This window comes from Anabaena sp. CCY 9613, assembly GCF_963920895.1.
In the GTDB taxonomy this organism is placed as follows: Bacteria; Cyanobacteriota; Cyanobacteriia; order Cyanobacteriales; family Nostocaceae; genus Cyanocohniella.
The window spans coordinates 77,533-92,314 of record NZ_CAWUDE010000006.1; the positions used below are offsets into that span (position 1 = coordinate 77,533).

Here is a 14,782-nt window from a genome sequence, read left to right on the forward strand (position 1 = left end):
TAATAAGTCATGATTAAAAAATGCAAATTACAGCAAAAAAAATCATCTTCCAGTGATTCGGGTTTTACAATTATTGAGTCACTTCTAGGCATAGTTGTAGTTGCAATTTTATTAGCAGCTATATCTCCCGTCCTTGTCATGTCAACAGCGATTCGTGTCCAAGCTCGACGCATAGAAAAAGCAACTCAAGCTGCAAGTACATTCATTGACGGTGTAAGAACCGGCTCAATTAAACCACCTGAAGCCAACAAAATTGAATTAGACCCAGCAACCGCAGCTAAACCTAGAACGCTGGAAGATAATTTGATGAGTCTCACACAAATGCCAGTTCCTACAAATGCAACAAATTTGTATCTCTTTAAAAAAGATGGCATCATTTGCCATGCCAGTGAGACAGGTTGTACAAAAAACTCAGACAACCCATTTGAGGAGTTTTACATTCAAGCACGTCAAATTATAGTCAAAGACAGTACAGCTAATGATGGTTATCGTCTAGCAATTCGGGTTTATCGAGCTGATGTTGATTTTGATAAACCTCTCCTAGCTAGTACAAAAGATACTTCAGGAAACACTACCAAAGTAATGGCATCAGCTGTGACTGGAGGACTAGGTAATCAACAATTACCAGCAATTGAGAGAACAGTAGATATTGGCAATATTGGCACTTCATTTCAAGCTTTATGTAGGCGGCTTGGTCTAGCACCTGATAAAAATGGGAATGCACAAAACTGTCAATAATTAGCCAAACATCGTTTGTAGTGAGGGCTTTATCCCTCCTTGAAGTACTTTTCAGGACTAAAGTCCTTACTACAAACTTTTTTTACGTACTTTTTTCTGGTTAGAAAAACTGACAATGTGTAAGCGGTGCATCTTCAGTAAAAGGATAATTCCATGATGATGAAGACACTCCAATTTATACTTAGGAGTCAACTCAAAAGCTCGAAATCAACTCACAAATCTGGTGGTTTTACTCTCATTGAATTGTTAGTAGCTTTATTGATTGCATTTTTAATCATCACACCATTATTAGGCTTCATGATTAGTGTGCTGAGTACAGACCGACAGGAGCAAGCCAAAGCAAATTCTGAGCAAGAAATTCAAACTGCGCTCAACTATATTTCTCGTGATTTACAGCAGGCGGTGTATATCTATGATGCTGCTGGTATTGAAACCATAAAATCTCAATTGCGTTATCCAGATGATGCAGAGAAGTCGCCCTTATTAGTCTTTTGGAAACGAGAGTTAATTAGCAATGTCATAGCAGCAGCCGATAATACAAAAGATGATACTTTTGTTTACTCATTAGTTGCGTACTATTTAATCAAAGATAGTAATGCTACTTGGTCAAAAGCTGCTCGCATTGCTAGATGGCAAATTAAAGATGGTGTGAGAGTGACAAGTGGTGGTGTAGATTGTACAGGATATACTGGCAAGTTTATTCATGCCGATAACTGTCCCAGTCCAGGGTTTGCTCCCTTTATAGACCAGTTTGATGAGGCTGACAGTTTAGAGCAAGGGATGAACAAATGGAAAAAAGCTTCTGTAGCTTATAGTACTAATAACACTGCTACAGTCTTGATTGATTATGTTGATCAAAGCACAAGTTCACCACGACCAGATGCAACTTGCCCGCCTAATTCTACAACGCCTCCACCTCCAATTACGTGGTCAAAAATAGCTCCAGCAAATATAACAGGATTTTATGTTTGTGTAGATAGAGCCAATACAACCGCACAGGTCTTCATCCGAGGTAATGCGTTGGCTCGTATCGAAAATGATGTAAATAGAATTAAATACAATGCTGGGAATAAAACTTATTTCCCCACAACAAGCGTAAGAGTTCAAGGACGGGGATACTTATTTAGGTAAATGTATAAATCGAAGGGGTAAGCAATGGTTTTTAATTACATAATAGAAAAATTGAATATGAAGGTGTTACACCTTGACAACAGGAACGTAAAAAGCAAACCACAAACTTTATCATCTAAATACAATCAACAAGATGCTGGTTTTAGTTTAATAGAACTAGTAGTAGTCGTACTAATGATAGGAATTTTATCAGCTATAGCAGCTCCTGGATGGTTAGGGTTTGTCAACCGTCAGCGACTAAATAAGGCGAATGATGCTGTTTTAACCGCACTACAGGAAGCACATCGAGAAGCTAAAAGGACAAAAAATAGCTATACTGTTAGTTTTAAAACTGACAATAAGATTCCCAAGATAGCAGTTCATCCCTCTTCTTCTAGTCCTTTATGGCAGACCTTAGGAGGAGATTTAGACATTAAACCGGGACAAATCGCACTTTTAACAAATCTGACTGATAAAAATAAGACTGATGACAATGGTAATTTAAATCTAAGTTACAACTTTTTAGATACTGCTAAAACTATTACTTTCGATTACATGGGAAGTCTGCCAAATGCTAACTTTGGTAAAGAAAATACAGATTCTAAAGAAACACCTGGATTAAAAATTGCTGTAGTTATACCCACTATCGGTACTGCTGCATCACTTAATGATATGAAGCGCTGTGTAGTGGTGAAAACTCTTTTGGGTGCAATGATTACAGAGAAAGATACTAAATGTAATTAACTACATTTGCCATAACTTTTTTTCAATACAATTATCAAATTAGAGCAATGGAAAATTGCCTTGATTTTACAGTAGCTATTCCCACTTACAACGGTGAACATCGTTTGCCTGAACTGCTAGAACGGCTACAGAATCAAATTAACACGGAAAATTTATCTTGGGAAATTATTGTTATAGACAATAACAGTACTGATAATACATATCAATTGATTCAAGCTTATCAAAAAAAATGGCAGTGTTCTTATTCCTTAAAATATGCTTTTGAAGCAAAGCAAGGGGCAGCATATGCTCGAAAACGGGCAGTGACAGAAGCTAAAGGTCGATTGATAGGGTTTCTCGATGATGATAATTATCCTATGAATAATTGGGTATCAGCTGCTTATACTTTTGCTAAAAAACATCCCCAAGCAGGGGCTTATGGTAGCCAAATTCATCCTGAATGGGAAGTAGAACCACCAGAAAATTTTGAAAGAATTGCTCCATTTTTAGCAATTACAGAACGAGGTAATTTACCTCTTGTCTATGAAACACATAAAAAACTACTACCGCCTTCTGCGGGACTGGTTGTGCGTCGTCAAGCTTGGCTAGATAGTGTACCTAATCAACCTATTTTAACTGGTAGGGTAACAGGTAATATGCTTACTAGTGAAGATTTAGAGATGTTGTCTTATATCCAAAAATCTGGGTGGGAAATTTGGTATAATCCAGAAATGGAAATTTATCATCAAATACCTAGCTCGCGTTTAACTAAAGAATATTTAATACCCTTTATTAGCGGTATTGGACTAAGCCGCTATGTGACTCGAATGGTAAATATCAAACCATTTTATAAACCAATTTTTACTTTAGCTTATATGATTAACGATTTGCGAAAGATTATTTTACATTTAATTAAATACCGACATCAAGTAACTATTGACTTAGTTGCCAGTTGTGAAATGCATTATTTTATTAGCAGTTTTATTAGTCCATTATATCTTTGGAAACATGGGTATTTAAAAATTAAACAATAAATATGTACCCTGCTATTTGTAAATGATTGAGTAAAATAAAAATAAATTGATAACAAATTTGAATTACTAAAAATATCCGAAACATGTACCCACGGGTAAATTCATCAACGTTAGTTAAGACAAAAATTATATTAAGTAATCACGATACTAGTGGGTTTAGTTTGATAGAAACTTTAGTGGTTATTCTAGTAATTGGTATTTTAAGTGCGATCGCAACACTTGGTTGGCAGGGATTTATCAATCGACAAAAGGTGAATACTGCACAAAGTCAGGCATTAACACTATTACGTAATGCCCAAAGTAATGCCCGACGCGAAAAACTTGGTTGGCAAGTTTGTTTTTGGGATGATGGTAATAAAGTATTAGCGGCTGTACACCGCACCTCTGCCAACAACCAATGTCAAATGGCAAGTGGAGAACCCTTAATTCCAAACTACTCTAAAGCAATTAAATTTACTTCCAACTTCGCTCAAGATACATCTCATCCAAGGAAACATCGGGTACAGTTCAAGTATGATGGTTCTGTTAATGGACAACTAGGAAGAATTACCTTTACACCTCGAAATACTAACGTTTCCCAAAGGTGCGTCATTGTTTCAACTTTATTAGGTGCAATAAGAACTGATAAGGATAGTAGATGTGGTAATTAATTTATATTTCAACAATTAAAATGGGGTTGCTCTGTGCTGAAATTATTAGACATTGCCAAACAGCACTTAATTATTTTTACTCGCTACCCAGAACCGGGGAAGACCAAAACCCGACTCATACCTGCGTTGGGTGACGCTGGTGCTGCCAATTTGCAACGGCAGATGACTGAAAATACCATATTTCAGGTTCAAGAACTACAAAAAACAACTGACATATCTTGGGAAGTACGATTTGCAGGTGGTAACTTACAACTCATGCAAGATTGGCTGGGGACAGATTCAGTTTACCAGCCTCAAGGGGAAGGGGATCTAGGTGATAGGATGACGCGATCGCTTGTTCACGCCTTTCAATGTGGTGCAATACAAGTAGTGATCATTGGTATAGATTGTCCTGGGGTAAATCCTCAGATTCTTACCCAAGCCTTTGAAAAACTCAACACTTACGATCTCGTACTCGGCCCAGCCATTGACGGTGGTTATTACTTGGTTGGTTTGTGTCGCCTAATTCCAGAATTATTCGCTAACATCAATTGGGGAACTTCTCAAGTATTACAACAAACTGTGGAGATTGCTGACAAACTCAAAATATCACTGACATACTTACCTGCTTTGGCTGATGTGGATCTGCCAGAGGATTTACCGATTTGGGAACAAACCCTCAACAAGGAAATTGGATGATCACAAGATACTAAGATTTCCATATTAACGGAACAAATTCAATTTATCTGTTTGTCTGTGCTTCAAATTCCTTCTATCATCACCCCAATCTTACCGCGTATCTTCAATGACCTAGCGTTTTCTGACGACAGCCCACATCACAGATGCTACCGTGGTGTAGTTTAAAACCAAGACACAAAAATTATATATGTGTATGGCACGTGCTTTTTGTTCTCAATAAGTTTCAGCCAACGAATATGGGAACAATATTCCAGTAACTTTAAAGAGGACAATCACTCTGATATACCAAAAATTTGAAAAACTATGACTAACCGTTTTGCTTCTGGGAACGCTGCCCTGACACTCAAGGTAGCAGGGATAATTTTAATATTGTCCTTCTTACTCGACTTTTTAATTTTGATGTTGCCTTTCCAACCCACGGATAGGTCATGGCAAATCAACCTGGCCACCGCATTGGTAGACCGGGGTATTGTGCCTTTAGTGGGGATAGGAATGCTATTTGTGGGCTACTGGATGGATGGTTTTGCTGATGGCGATCGCCCTAAACCCGTAGATGTCAGATTTCCTGTCCTCATCTTATCCAGTATTTTAGGGTTAATCTTCTTGCTAATTTTTCCTCTGCACCTCAATAATGTACGGCAAGCTAGCGCTCAAACCGTCAATCAAATCGCCCAAGATGCACAGCAGGCTGAAAACCAATTGCAAGGTCAGTTATCGCAATTGCAAGCCCAAATCAATAACGAGCAAGGCCAAGCACAACTAGAACAACTGCGAAACCAAGCGAGAAATCAGTTTAATGAACTGCTTAAAAACGACCAATCATATCAACAAGCATTGAATAATCCTCAGATTCCCGCAGCGCAAAAAGAATTACTCAAAAAATTTAAAGCCAATCCCCAAGAACTAGATACCTTTATCGCCCAACAAACAGACCCGCAAGCCCTAGCAACTCAACGATTGACCCAAATTCGCCAACGTCGAGAAGAAGCTCAAAAACAAGCCAGAGACAACGCTTGGAGATCGGGACTACGAATTGGGATTAGCAGTCTATTGTTATCCATTGGTTACATAATCATTGGCTGGACAGGATTACGAAGTATGGGTGCTTTACAAGGTAGTAAACGTAAAGTAGCTGCTCGTTAAAAGGCAGATGGGGCGATGGGGGATTGAGTAAGTATTCTTGTCCCCTTGTCTCCTTATCCCCAATGCCCAATTAGGAAATTTTTTATAAAACTTCAACATGTTTTCCATTTACATACTGACATATAACGAAGAACTAGATATTGCGGCTTGTATTGAGTCAGCGATGCTATCGGATGACATTATTGTTGTAGACTCATGCAGTAGCGATCGCACTGTGGAAATTGCTAGTCGCTATGCTGTTCGCACTGTCCAACACGCCTTTGAAAGCCACGGACGCCAACGTACTTGGATGTTAGAGTCTATTCCTCCCAAATATGAGTGGGTCTACATTCTTGAAGCAGATGAGCGCATGACGCCAGAATTGTTTGCTGAATGCGTACAGGCAAGTCAAAATCCAGACTACATCGGCTATTACGTCGCCGAACGGGTAATGTTCATGAATCATTGGATTCGCCGTAGTACCCAATATCCCCGTTACCAAATGCGTCTTTTCCGCCACGGTAAAGTTTGGTTTACAGATTATGGTCATACTGAAAGGGAAGTTTGTGACGGGGCTACCAGTTTTTTAAAGGAAACCTACCCTCACTACACTTGTAGCAAGGGACTAAGCCGTTGGATTGAAAAACATAACCGTTATTCTACAGATGAAGCCAAAGAGACTTTGTACCAAATTGAACAAGGTAAAGTCAATTGGCGAGACTTGTTTCTCGGTAAAACAGAAGTCGAAAAACGCCGGGCTTTGAAAGATTTATCTTTACGTTTACCTGCTAGGCCCTTTCTCCGTTTTCTATATATGTATTTTATGTTAGGGGGTTGCCTAGACGGACGCGCTGGTTTAGCTTGGTGTACATTACAAGCGTTTTACGAATACCTGATTTTGCTGAAAGCTTGGGAAATGAAACATCTGCCCACACCCAGTTTAGATATAGGTTTATCTGAAGGTGAAGAGAACACCGCAAAAGCACATCATTCTGTTTCTGAAACCACAACTAAGTTAGATGTGGTTTAATTTCAATGTGCTGTTCCCCATTACCCCCTGCACAGAGGGGGCCCCTCACAGGTGTAGGTATATTACTAATAACCAATGACTACAGCAACTAAGATAGAAGCCATTCTTTATTTAAAAGGCAAGCCCTTATCCCTCGGCGAAATCGCTGAGTATGCCGCGTGCGATCGCGCTACCGTGGAAGAAGGCATGATGGAGTTAATTGATAGTTATGCCCACCGGGATAGTGCTTTAGAAGTTGTAGAAACCCCACATGGTTATAGTCTGCAACTGCGGTCTGATTTTCATGACTTGGTACAAACACTAATTCCTGTAGAATTAGGACTTGGTGCATTGCGAACATTAGCCGCGATCGCTCTCAATAATCCCATACTGCAAAGTGATTTAATCGAACTGCGCGGTTCAGGTGTATATCAACATGTTCCCGAATTAGTGGAACTAGGTTTTGTGCGAAAACGCCGAGATCATGATTCCCGCTCCTACTCATTACAAGTAACACCAAAATTTCACCAGTATTTTCAAATCGAGCAGTTGCCTCAAATCTTAGGGAGCAGTCCCAAGGAAGAACAACTAGAGCTAGATTTATCACTGGCAGCAGCAGAATTAGACAATTTGAGTAAAAATGAAGATATCACCAGCCCTGAAGTATCACAAAAGATAGCTTAAGTAGTGCCAAAAAGGTAATCATCGGAAAAAATTCTCTGTTGTAGACGTGGCATAGGCTTTGCCTGGTTAGAGTCCAAGGCTATACCCGTGGAGAATGCACTACCCCTGTACTATGGTTTAGAGTAGAATCAGCAACTAAGCTAAAAATTTGCCAATGGTGTTTGACCCTGACTTTTTAAATGACAACTCTGAGGACAACGCTAATCAGCTTCTGAACGACCATTTTGAGGAAAACCCCAATCAGTTACTCAAATATCTACAGCATCAGTCTCCTGAAGTTCTAGCCCGTGTCGCTCAGTCCGTCAGCCCAGAAATCAAACAGATAATTTCGCAAAACGTCCAGGGGTTAGTAGGAATGCTCCCCGCAGAAAACTTTAACGTGCAAATTACAACGGATAGGGATAACTTAGCTGGGCTACTAGCATCGGCAATGATGACAGGATATTTCCTCCGCCAGATGGAGCAAAGGATGCAGTTAGAGCATTTGTCAAACGGTCAATAGTCAATCACTAAAAATAGTTCGGACTATTGACTTTCGACTCTAGAGCATCAACTACTTCTTCTGGGGATAAGTTCCTGATTGCACTTTGAAAGTTTGGATTTTACCATTGCGGCTGACTTCAACCTTAAGGATATCCCCAACTGTGCTGGACTCCACTTGTTTCTGTACTTGGGCTGCTATTTTTACTGGTCTGCCGTTAATTTTTTGAATTACGTCTCCAGGTAGTAATCCCGCGTCTTGTGCAGGTGAGTTATCCATAACTCCTTTAATGACAACGCCAGTTTCCGACTGAATATCCAGGTCTTTTTCTCGATTCAGCTCTCGTCTGGTGGTAGGAGACAAATCTGTCATTTCAATTCCTAAAAAAGGATGCTCCGCCCGACCTTTGGTAAATAGTTCATTGGCAATTCGGGCGGCAGTTTCAATTGGAATCGCAAAACCCAATCCTTGAGCATCGGCGCGAATAGCAGTGTTAACGCCAATCACTTCACCTTGGGCGTTTAACAAAGGCCCGCCAGAGTTACCAGGATTGATAGCCGCATCAGTCTGAATAAAGCTGACTCGCTTATCGGGAACACCCACTTGAGCGCTAGTTCTATCAGTAGCACTAATGATGCCGATAGTCACAGTATTATCTAAACCCAAAGGATTGCCAATGGCGATCGCCCACTGTCCTGGGATTAAATTTTGTGAGTTACCCAGCTTAACTGTAGGCAATTTAGTTTCGGGAATTTTCACTACTGCCACATCGGTTATGGGGTCAACTCCTACCACCTTGCCCTTAAAAGTGCGACCATCTTTAAGAGTGACTTGCACCGTATCTGTATCAGCCACCACATGAGCATTAGTGAGCAATTCACCATTTTCGCTCAAAATAAATCCCGACCCTGTACCACGCTCAATTCTTTCTCTAGGAATTGGTTGCTCATCTTCACCAAAAAATCGGCGCAATAAGGGATTTTTCAAAGCATCTGAAATGGGATTAGCCACTTTACGAGTAGCGTTAATCCTCACCACCGCCGGGCCAACTTGTTGCACTGCTGAAGCAATAAAATTGAGATTATCGCCTCCACCTGCCCCAATAGCTCCACTTACGGGATGAGGAATCACCGTTTCTGGAGCCGAAGTCGTCACATTCCTCAACTCTTGAAACGAGCGACTATGTGGCAGAAAATAACGACTGCCATACAATCCTGCACCACCGCCAATGGTTAGTAAAGATAGATAAATAGCTAGTTGCTTTAAGGATACATTCATAGTTGTTACGTTTAGAGAAAGCAGTGCAATCGCTAATTTCCAAGTGTAGTCAAGCAAATGCCCAGTGGACAGATAAATTTACAGAAAATTATCAGGCATAGGGCACTAGAGGCTAGAAGCTAGAGTCTAAGAGGCATAGGTACAGATGTGAAAAAGTTGAACCCCCTTATCCTCTTGTCCCTTTGTCCCCACTCTCTAGTTCCCAATTAAAATCTAAAGTTAGTGTTCTCTTCACATTTATATATGAATCTTCTTTATCGTCTATTTTTGCTCTGTAGCCTAGCCAGTGTTGTTGGGCTAGGATCTCTACCCTTAAACTCAAACAATGCCCATGCTGCTCCTGCAAGTTGTCCTACTCCAGCATTATCTCGCTTCCAACGCCACACAGTTGCTCGTGGTGAAACATTAGAGAGCATAGCCCAGCGTTATAATCTTTTGCCGTCAACGCTGATTGATATGAACCCATCTGTGAGAAATGGTAATGTTACCGTTGGTAGCGAGTTACAGATTCCTCCCTACAATGGAATTGTTGTAGAAATACCTAGTGGTCAAACTTGGCGACAAGTAGCAGAAACTTATAAAGTTCGTGCTGATACACTGTTTGAGATTAATGGTTGTCAGCAAAACCCCAGAATCGTGTTTGTTCCCCAGGTGAATAATTCACAAAATCGTCCTGTAGTGCAGTCTCCCACACCTGCTGATGCTGAACCTATATCTATAGCTGGGTATCCCTTGCAGGAACAAGCATCTGTGGGATTACCTTATGGTTGGCAGATTCATCCAACAACTGGTGAAGTGTTCTTCCATAGTGGTGTAGATTTGTTGGCAGCTTTGGGTAGTCCTGTACAGGCGATCGCTCCAGGGACTATAGTGTTTGCTGAGGATCAGGGTAGTTATGGCAATTTGGTCATTGTGAATCATGGCGGTGGACTGCAAAGCCGTTATGCCCATCTGGAAAATATCAATGTTGCTGTAGGTCAAACAGTTGACGCAGGTGATTTGCTAGGAACTGTGGGTACTACTGGACAACCTACTGCAACTCAACCACACCTTCATTTTGAAATGCGTTCTAGTTCAGATTTAGGTTGGGTAGCTAAAGATCCCAAAGAATATTTCCGGTAATAAGGAGTCTTTCAACGTAGAGGAAATTTAAACAGTAATTGATTCGTGGGAATTGACTATGTGCATTCCGGCGCTGGCAAACTTGGTAAATGCTGCATCTGCCTGTTCTGTGTAATCAACTACACCAAGAACCACAACAGGAGATGTGCAATCTTCTAGTAAATAAACTTTTTGGGCAAGGGTAGCATCTACCTGTTGAATTTCTGTTAATAAGTTATCAATTGTCCAGGCGACGCAATGGCTTTTTGCTTGACCGGCAATAATTACTTGATCGAATTGTAAAAGTTGCTGAATTAGACGCGTATTTTTTTGTGCTAGGGGATTTTGCTCAAAATCTGTTAAAACTTCTGGGCTTAAAACAGAGTAATTTTCTGTGAGGGGATGATCGCCTTTGATTTCAAATTGTGTTTGACTTTGACGAGCAATGCTGTGAAAAAATATGGCTTCTTCTACAGATGAAACTAAAGCATGACCGATGCCACCCAACATAGAATGATACGGCCAAACAGTTAGGGGATATTTACCATCTTGACTTAGTTGTTTAATGTAGTGGTAAGCATGTTTTTCTAATATTTCGTAATTGCCATCAGTAATACTATTGGCAACTGCTGGGTTAACTTGCCAAATACCTTTTTCTATATCTGCTAAGGTAATATTTGTGGCTGCTGGTGTGGGATGTTCACCTGATTCATTGATCCAAAAGATGGGATGAAAAATTTGTATGGCTGTGTGCGTATCTAAGGTGGGAATAATTTTTGTGATTACACCCAAGTTGCGATAAATAAATTCACATAATCTGCGATTATCATCCACGGCTCCAGTTCCAGATTTTCCCCCAACAAATAATTCAAATTCAGGTATGCAGAAGGTGTTTTGTACATCAATTAACAGTAAGCAAATTTTGTTTTTGTCTGAAGCTGCTGGTGAAATATGATATTGTTTTGCCCAATCTTCTGCTTCGGCTGCGCGTTGTTGATAAGGTACACGCCAAACTTCACCGACTTTTTCAGGGTTAAAGTGCTGGGGAATTGGATACTCATGCAATAAGGTTGTCATTAAAGCTACACCATCAGGAATTGAGTTCATAAAATTATAGATGCTGCTAATAGTATTGATAAATCAATCAGCAAGCGATCGCTCCCTCTCAATAATACAAAAATACTATATACAGAATTAATAGGCGATCGCTTCTAAGGGACTTGCGACATCTAATCGCTACTAATCACCTTTCACCAAATTTTTAATTTTCTCTTCTGCTCCCTGATTGTCCAAAAACGCCCTGACTATGGCAATCTGAGAGAAAGAGACTTATCAATCTGATATTTTAACTACAGCAAATTTACCTAACTAGGTTATGCAAACTCTGCCGACTCCTACAACATCCGACCCCACAGAAAACCAAGCCATCTTTGATACCACAATCAAGCGGCGCAAAACCAGACCTGTCCAGGTGGGAAATGTCACCATTGGCGGTGGTTACCCAGTGGTGGTGCAGTCGATGATTAACGAAGACACTCTTGATGTCGATGGATCTGTGGCTGCTATTCGTCGTTTGCACGAAATTGGCTGTGAAATTGTCCGCGTCACAGTGCCAAGTATGGCTCACGCTAGAGTGATGGCCGAAATTAAACAAAAATTAATCAAAACTTACCAAGATGTGCCTATTGTTGCCGATGTGCATCACAATGGACTAAAAATTGCCCTAGAAGTCGCCAAGCACATAGAAAAAGTGCGAATTAATCCGGGGTTGTATGTGTTTGAAAAACCCAACTCCAGTAGAGGCGAATATACTCAAGCCGAATTTGATGAAATTGGCGATAAAATCCGGGAAACCCTAGCACCTTTGGTGATTTCTCTCCGAGATCAAGGTAAAGCTATGCGAATTGGGGTCAATCATGGTTCCCTCGCAGAAAGAATGCTATTTACCTACGGAGACACCCCAGAAGGCATGGTGGAATCTGCCTTAGAATTTATTCGTATTTGTGAATCTTTAGATTTCCGTAACATAGTAATTTCCATGAAAGCCTCACGGGTTCCTGTGATGGTAGCCGCCTATCGCCTCATGGCCAAACGCATGGATGATTTAGGCATGGATTATCCGCTGCATTTAGGTGTGACAGAAGCCGGAGATGGCGAATATGGACGCATTAAATCCACTGCGGGGATTGCCACATTGCTGGCTGATGGGATTGGCGACACCATTCGCGTGTCACTGACAGAATCACCAGAAAAAGAAATTCCCGTTTGTTACAGCATCCTCCAAGCCTTAGGATTGCGGAAAACAATGGTGGAGTATGTCGCTTGTCCTTCTTGCGGACGGACTTTATTCAATTTAGAGGAAGTATTACACACAGTCCGGGAAGCCACCAAACACTTAACAGGGCTTGATATAGCCGTCATGGGTTGCATCGTGAATGGCCCTGGAGAAATGGCAGATGCCGACTATGGCTATGTTGGTAAAACACCTGGGTATATTTCTTTATATCGCGGCAGAGAGGAAATAAAAAAAATCCCTGAAGCCCAAGGAGTAGAAGAATTGATTAATCTCATTAAGGCAGATGGGCGCTGGGTAGAACCGTGAAGAGAGGTTAGGGGCTTAGGGGCTAGGGGCTAGAAAGTTTTCTCCATCCTCTCATCCCCCCATCCTCCATTTCCCTACTCTCTCCAATAATCTTCATCAGTACTTAACAAGATCGCCGGATTGTCAAGTATTTTGATGAAATTAGTAATACATGCTTGGTCTGTACACTGTTTCCCTGTGTTAGATTGGGCATACTGACTATAAATTTCTCCCTCTGACACAGCTGTCATTATGGTGATTACAAAAAGTAGACTTGTTTTGGGTGCTACGGCAGTGACACTTTCCACAATTGCTGTTACTAGCCTGGGCATTCACTCGCGAGGTCAGGCTTTATTTAAAGCAAGTCCCAAGGAATTGGTAGACGAGGTTTGGCAAATTGTCCAACGCCAATATGTAGATGGTACTTTTAATCAGGTTGATTGGCAGGCTGTGCGGAAGGAGTACTTAGGTAAGTCCTACACTAGTCAGCAAGATGCCTATAAGTCCATTCGGGAAATGCTGCAAAGGCTTGAAGATCCTTACACCCGGTTTATGGACCCTGAGGAATTCAAGAATATGCAAGTGGATACCTCTGGAGAACTCACAGGTATCGGTATCACAATTAGCCAAGATGAAGAAACCAAGCAGATTGTGGTGATTTCACCAATTGATGACACGCCTGCATTTAAGGCGGGTATTTTGGCAAAGGATGTAATTGTTCAAATCAATGGCAAAAGCACTGAGGGGATGGATACTAACCAAGCAGTATCCCTGATTCGCGGTGAGCCAGGAACAAAGGTAAACTTGACAATTCAACGAAGTGGTGAAGCCAAAAAATTTGAAATCATCAGGGCGCGAATTGAAATCCATCCAGTTAAGCATTCCACGAAGACCACTCCAGCAGGTAATGTCGGTTACATTCGCTTGAATCAGTTTAGCGCTAATGCTAGTAGAGAAATGCAAAGCGCTATCCGAGATTTAGAAAAGCAAAGAGTAGCTGGATATATTTTGGATCTCCGTGGTAATCCTGGTGGTTTACTTTTTTCCAGTGTAGAAATTGCCCGGATGTGGCTGGATAGAGGTACGATAGTTTCCACTATTGACCGTCGAGGTGAACAAGAACGAGAAGTGGCAAGAGGTCGCGCCCTCACAAATAAACCACTGGTAGTCTTGGTAGATAAAGGTTCCGCTAGTGCCAGCGAAATTCTCTCAGGAGCTTTACAGGACAATAAACGTGCAGTTTTGGTTGGCAGTCAAACCTTTGGTAAAGGTTTAGTGCAATCTGTGCGTCCTTTAGAAGATGGTTCAGGATTGGCGGTAACAATTGCTAAATATCATACTCCTAGTGGTAAAGATATTAATAAACATGGGGTTGATCCAGATGTGACAGTGGAGTTATCCGATGAACAGCGTCAAGAACTATGGCTCAATGAGCGTGAAAAACTCGCCACGTTAGAAGATCCCCAATTTGCTAAAGCTGTAGAAGTGTTAGGTAAAGAAATTGCTGCTAGAGGTATGACAAGTTCGGAAAAGTAATAAAAAAATCATAGATTTTATAAGGTGTGTTATGACTTTGTGTCTAATACACCTTTT

At 40.9% G+C, this 14,782-nt stretch carries 15 protein-coding genes; 13 read left to right on the forward strand and 2 right to left on the reverse strand.

Annotated features, from left to right (window positions below):
* Positions 1-9: 9 nt before the first annotated feature.
* The 10 genes from hpsB (at position 10) to ACM0OT_RS09055 (ending at position 8,250) form a co-directional block, all read left to right on the forward strand.
* On the forward strand, positions 10-738 hold the full coding sequence (gene hpsB / locus ACM0OT_RS09010; RefSeq protein ID WP_414564045.1) for a hormogonium polysaccharide secretion pseudopilin HpsB: 729 nt from the start codon (positions 10-12) through the stop codon (positions 736-738).
* Positions 739-897: 159 nt separating this feature from the next.
* Positions 898-1,869, forward strand: coding sequence for a hormogonium polysaccharide secretion pseudopilin HpsC (hpsC, locus tag ACM0OT_RS09015; RefSeq protein WP_414564237.1), 972 nt, complete (start codon positions 898-900; stop codon positions 1,867-1,869).
* Between the two features lie 24 nt (positions 1,870-1,893).
* Positions 1,894-2,592 (forward strand): Tfp pilus assembly protein FimT/FimU, encoded by a 699-nt coding sequence (locus tag ACM0OT_RS09020; RefSeq protein WP_414564046.1) that lies wholly within the window; start codon positions 1,894-1,896, stop codon positions 2,590-2,592.
* A 47-nt stretch (positions 2,593-2,639) separates the two neighbouring features.
* Positions 2,640-3,605: a hormogonium polysaccharide biosynthesis glycosyltransferase HpsE gene (gene hpsE, locus ACM0OT_RS09025; RefSeq protein ID WP_414564047.1), complete on the forward strand. Its 966-nt coding sequence runs from the start codon at positions 2,640-2,642 to the stop codon at positions 3,603-3,605.
* A gap of 83 nt (positions 3,606-3,688) precedes the next feature.
* Positions 3,689-4,255 (forward strand): Tfp pilus assembly protein FimT/FimU, encoded by a 567-nt coding sequence (locus tag ACM0OT_RS09030; protein WP_414564048.1) that lies wholly within the window; start codon positions 3,689-3,691, stop codon positions 4,253-4,255.
* Between the two features lie 33 nt (positions 4,256-4,288).
* The gene (locus ACM0OT_RS09035; RefSeq protein ID WP_414564049.1) at positions 4,289-4,933 is read left to right on the forward strand and encodes a TIGR04282 family arsenosugar biosynthesis glycosyltransferase; all 645 of its coding nucleotides are present in this window, start codon (positions 4,289-4,291) and stop codon (positions 4,931-4,933) included.
* Between the two features lie 303 nt (positions 4,934-5,236).
* Positions 5,237-6,076, forward strand: coding sequence for an HpsJ family protein (locus ACM0OT_RS09040; protein ID WP_414564050.1), 840 nt, complete (start codon positions 5,237-5,239; stop codon positions 6,074-6,076).
* Positions 6,077-6,173: 97 nt separating this feature from the next.
* On the forward strand, positions 6,174-7,085 hold the full coding sequence (locus tag ACM0OT_RS09045) for a glycosyltransferase family 2 protein (RefSeq protein WP_414564051.1): 912 nt from the start codon (positions 6,174-6,176) through the stop codon (positions 7,083-7,085).
* A 75-nt stretch (positions 7,086-7,160) separates the two neighbouring features.
* Positions 7,161-7,748 (forward strand): SMC-Scp complex subunit ScpB, encoded by a 588-nt coding sequence (gene scpB, locus ACM0OT_RS09050; RefSeq protein ID WP_414564052.1) that lies wholly within the window; start codon positions 7,161-7,163, stop codon positions 7,746-7,748.
* A 154-nt stretch (positions 7,749-7,902) separates the two neighbouring features.
* A complete protein-coding gene (locus tag ACM0OT_RS09055) occupies positions 7,903-8,250 on the forward strand; it encodes a DUF760 domain-containing protein (protein ID WP_414564053.1) in 348 nt (115 codons plus the stop codon).
* A 51-nt stretch (positions 8,251-8,301) separates the two neighbouring features.
* On the opposite strand, the gene ACM0OT_RS09060 is transcribed toward ACM0OT_RS09055, so the two are convergent.
* Positions 8,302-9,507 carry an HhoA/HhoB/HtrA family serine endopeptidase gene (locus ACM0OT_RS09060; RefSeq protein WP_414564054.1) on the reverse strand — a complete coding sequence of 402 codons (1,206 nt, stop codon included), beginning with the start codon at positions 9,505-9,507 and terminating at the stop codon, positions 8,302-8,304.
* Positions 9,508-9,750: 243 nt separating this feature from the next.
* Here ACM0OT_RS09060 and ACM0OT_RS09065 point away from each other — a divergent pair, with 243 nt between their 5' ends.
* Positions 9,751-10,629, forward strand: coding sequence for a peptidoglycan DD-metalloendopeptidase family protein (locus ACM0OT_RS09065; protein WP_414564055.1), 879 nt, complete (start codon positions 9,751-9,753; stop codon positions 10,627-10,629).
* 27 nt (positions 10,630-10,656) lie between these two features.
* On the opposite strand, the gene ACM0OT_RS09070 is transcribed toward ACM0OT_RS09065, so the two are convergent.
* Positions 10,657-11,715 carry an isochorismatase gene (locus ACM0OT_RS09070; protein WP_414564056.1) on the reverse strand — a complete coding sequence of 353 codons (1,059 nt, stop codon included), beginning with the start codon at positions 11,713-11,715 and terminating at the stop codon, positions 10,657-10,659.
* 268 nt (positions 11,716-11,983) lie between these two features.
* Here ACM0OT_RS09070 and ispG point away from each other — a divergent pair, with 268 nt between their 5' ends.
* Together ispG and ctpC are read left to right on the forward strand one after the other, a co-directional pair.
* Complete coding sequence (gene ispG / locus ACM0OT_RS09075) at positions 11,984-13,210, forward strand: (E)-4-hydroxy-3-methylbut-2-enyl-diphosphate synthase (protein ID WP_414564057.1); 1,227 nt, start codon at positions 11,984-11,986, stop codon at positions 13,208-13,210.
* 231 nt (positions 13,211-13,441) lie between these two features.
* Positions 13,442-14,725: a carboxyl-terminal processing protease CtpC gene (gene ctpC / locus ACM0OT_RS09080; RefSeq protein WP_414564058.1), complete on the forward strand. Its 1,284-nt coding sequence runs from the start codon at positions 13,442-13,444 to the stop codon at positions 14,723-14,725.
* The last annotated feature ends 57 nt before the right edge of the window (positions 14,726-14,782 follow it).